General features: G+C 54.3%; 4 protein-coding genes. 2 read left to right on the top strand and 2 right to left on the bottom strand.

Annotated features, from left to right (window positions below; genetic code table 11):
* Positions 1-160: 160 nt before the first annotated feature.
* Entirely contained in the window at positions 161-568 is a 408-nt protein-coding gene (locus tag HFM78_RS10595; RefSeq protein WP_287129416.1) for a hypothetical protein, read from the bottom strand.
* 63 nt (positions 569-631) lie between these two features.
* Between HFM78_RS10595 and HFM78_RS10590 the strand changes: the two genes are divergently transcribed.
* Positions 632-916, top strand: a complete 285-nt coding sequence (locus HFM78_RS10590; RefSeq protein ID WP_287129415.1) for a hypothetical protein — start codon at positions 632-634, stop codon at positions 914-916.
* Positions 917-1,053: 137 nt separating this feature from the next.
* Here the strand turns inward: HFM78_RS10590 and HFM78_RS10585 are convergent, their stop codons facing one another.
* Positions 1,054-2,229, bottom strand: a complete 1,176-nt coding sequence (locus HFM78_RS10585; protein WP_287129414.1) for a cob(I)yrinic acid a,c-diamide adenosyltransferase — start codon at positions 2,227-2,229, stop codon at positions 1,054-1,056.
* Positions 2,230-2,423: 194 nt separating this feature from the next.
* Here HFM78_RS10585 and HFM78_RS10580 point away from each other — a divergent pair.
* Positions 2,424-2,821 (top strand): photosystem I reaction center subunit XI (locus tag HFM78_RS10580; RefSeq protein WP_287129413.1); only part of this gene is annotated, 398 nt, incomplete at its 3' end.

The following is a 2,821-nucleotide window of genomic DNA, read 5'->3' as shown; positions in this document are numbered from 1 at the left end:
GCTGGGGGTTGGGGGCGGCTGTTGAGCACCATGACTCTTTTTACAATTTCTGTAGGGTTGCTATACTGCGTCCCTCAGCCATCGAGAAAGCATACAGCTACATTCAACACCCAATATTCGCGCACACTGCTCATACAACAATCGCTCGTACCCCAAATCATCATTGATTGAGGAAGCACCGATTTCGATGACTAAAGAAGGCGGTCCCACAAGATCTACCTTGAGAGGCGTATTTCCACGGGGCAGTGTCTTCGTCGTCTCCAATATAAAAAGCCGCATCTGGCTGACACTCCTGAAGACCTCCCTTCCTGAGATTAGCGTTGAGTAGCTGTTTTACGCGAAAGTTCTTGGGCGTAGCGAAAAGTATAATAACCATTACAACTAATGCATTATCCCGCGCATAAGCCGAACCTAAAGCTGCTATTTCAATCCTGATTTGACCGTGATCGTAATAGCTCCGGTCATGAAGATAAGCAGGGTCGTCAGCAACGCGCAAGAATTCCTCCCAGTTCGCCCGTAGCCAGATATCCGTTTCAATTTTTGTTGAAGTCCCTAGTGTCATATCCATATCCGCGCTATTAGTATACTCAGACTCCCTATAATTAGAATAGCGCGACTAACTAGGTGAATAATGAAATGGGTGTGGGCGGTAGGGACGGTTCTGGTCTTGGCGGGTCCGGTGTTGGCTCTGGAATTGAGTGGGACTTGGACTGATGATAATGGGCGCGTTTATACGATTCAGCAGAGTGGCAAAAAAGTAACGATCCAGGGACAGCAGGGGCAGGTGGTGGCCCGCTTGAGTGAGGACGATTCCTTAGTCCAGGCAGAACAGGTGACATTTCAGTGGGTGGATGATGACACCTTAGTTCTCAAGGCGGGTCGGCTGGGTCAGACCACCCGGTTACGTCGCCAGTGAACGAGCATGCGCCAATCAGTCCGGTCAAGTACCATGTATACCGTTTGCTTGGGTTAATTCTAGCTGGGTAGTCTCCCGCTTAACTTCATCAAAGCTGCTGGTCCGCTGACCCTCAACCAGTCGGGGACGGCGTGAGCCTAGCAATCAATCCCCACGCGCCGGCTATCCGGGTTACAGGTGTAATAGTGCTTGCGGCCCTCAATGAAGGTGTGGGTCTCACAGGACTCCAGGAGGTCCTGAGAAGCGGGGTTCGCCTCCCAACAGCGGCCCGTCAGGTGGACTTGGACATCGGCGCGTTTTTGTTGGAGGGCTTGCCAGAGTCGCTGGGCACCGTCGGGGATGAGGTCGAGGTCGAGGGTAGGGAAGATTTCATCCATCACGACTAACTGGAATTCACCCGAGCCAATCGCTTCTAAAGCTGACCAAAAACCCGACCGCGCAAAGGCATAATCCACCTCTTGACGGCCCTGGTTGGGGTCTACATCGGTGGGGACGCGCTTGAAGACAATGACCGAACGTCCGTAACGTTCGTGTTCAATCAAATCCGGTGAGATCTCGCGCAGGGCTGCCATCGCTGCATCCTCAGAATAGGAGCCGAAGTTGCCGCCCTTGAGGAATTGGATAATTTTAATCTTGCGACCATCGGTGCCATCGAGGGCACGACCGACACATTTGAGGGCCTGTCCTAAGGAAGACGTAGACTTGCCCTTACCCGATCCAGTGGTGAAATGGACTCCAGGAATCGGATGCGCTGCTGAGCGGGGTGTGTGAATCGAGAAGAGTTCTGCCATCTCCACTAATGCGGGGTGGGGGTTGCGTCCAGTGACGATAATCTCGACATGGCTGGGGCGCGATTGGAGGACCGGGATTACTGCTTCCACGGGTAATAGACCCAGGTTGATGACCGGGCTCAACTCGTCCAACACCACCACATGGTAAAGCCCCGAGAGGATCATCCCTGTTGCCACCTGCCAGCCGCGCTGAGCCTCTTGGTAGTCCAAGGGAATCGTCGCCTCGGGTCCGAAAAACTCCGACCGACCGTAGCGCACCGTATCAATTAAGTGAGGATAGAAACTCCGAATCGCACCAATGGCAGAGTCCTCGTCATAGGGACGGTCTGGCCCTTTTAGAAAACGGACTAGGGCGACCCGGTGGTCCGTGCGCCGCGCCACCCCTAGCCCAATTGAGCGCAGCACCACCCCGAGGGCAGCAGCGGATTTGCCCTTGCCCTCCCCCGCATAGAGGCTGAAACGGCCTAAATCCGTGGTAATCTCCTGGGCGGCCTGAATACTCAAGACCTTAGGCGCACGCATAACACTCCCATCGGGTACTACCCCTAGTGACTCAATTGCTTGTGAGGTCCATTTAAACACTATTAGCCCGTCATGAAAAGAGTCAGCCGCCAGAGAGTTTGTATGCAAAGGTAACGGAAAGTAAAGGATTGTTTCAGAGGGCAACCTGAGATCAGCAGGAGCGTAAAATGGTGCAAACTGGCTCGGGTACTGCCATGCAATCCATTTCCCGGACGACCGTTTATACGGACGACCCCCAAAGCGCAAATTTATTTACGCCCATCAACAACTCACCCCTGATCAAATTCTTTATTGGCAATCTGCCCATCAATCGGCCTAACCTGGACCCCCTCTTACGGGGTCTTGAAGTGGGGATGGCCCACGGGTATTGGTTGTTTGGTCCTTTCACCCTGCTGGGTCCGCTGCGGCTGACTGCCAACCGTCCGGCGGACTTTTTACAGTTACAGGTGGCGGCGGCTCTGGTGGCGACGATTGTTTTGGTCCTCGTCTGCACCCTGGCTCTCTCCCTCTATGCCACGGTCGGGCCGGACGACGATACCAACTTTGGCGGCGAGGGCTGGAGCCGTTTTGCGGGGGGCTGGTTGATTGGGGG

The organism is Candidatus Cyanaurora vandensis (genome assembly GCF_013285555.1).
GTDB classification, from domain to species: domain Bacteria; phylum Cyanobacteriota; class Cyanobacteriia; order Gloeobacterales; family Anthocerotibacteraceae; genus Cyanaurora; species Cyanaurora vandensis.
This window is presented reverse-complemented; position numbering and strand designations above follow the sequence as displayed.

What these genes read in the sequence shown, in the direction of transcription:
- HFM78_RS10590 (WP_287129415.1), top strand. Translation starts at nt 632, where the DNA reads ATGAAATGGGTGTGGGCGGTAGGGACGGTTCTGGTCTTGGCGGGTCCG.
- HFM78_RS10585 (WP_287129414.1), bottom strand. Translation starts at nt 2,229, where the DNA reads ATGCGTGCGCCTAAGGTCTTGAGTATTCAGGCCGCCCAGGAGATTACC.
- HFM78_RS10595 (WP_287129416.1), bottom strand. Translation starts at nt 568, where the DNA reads ATGGATATGACACTAGGGACTTCAACAAAAATTGAAACGGATATCTGG.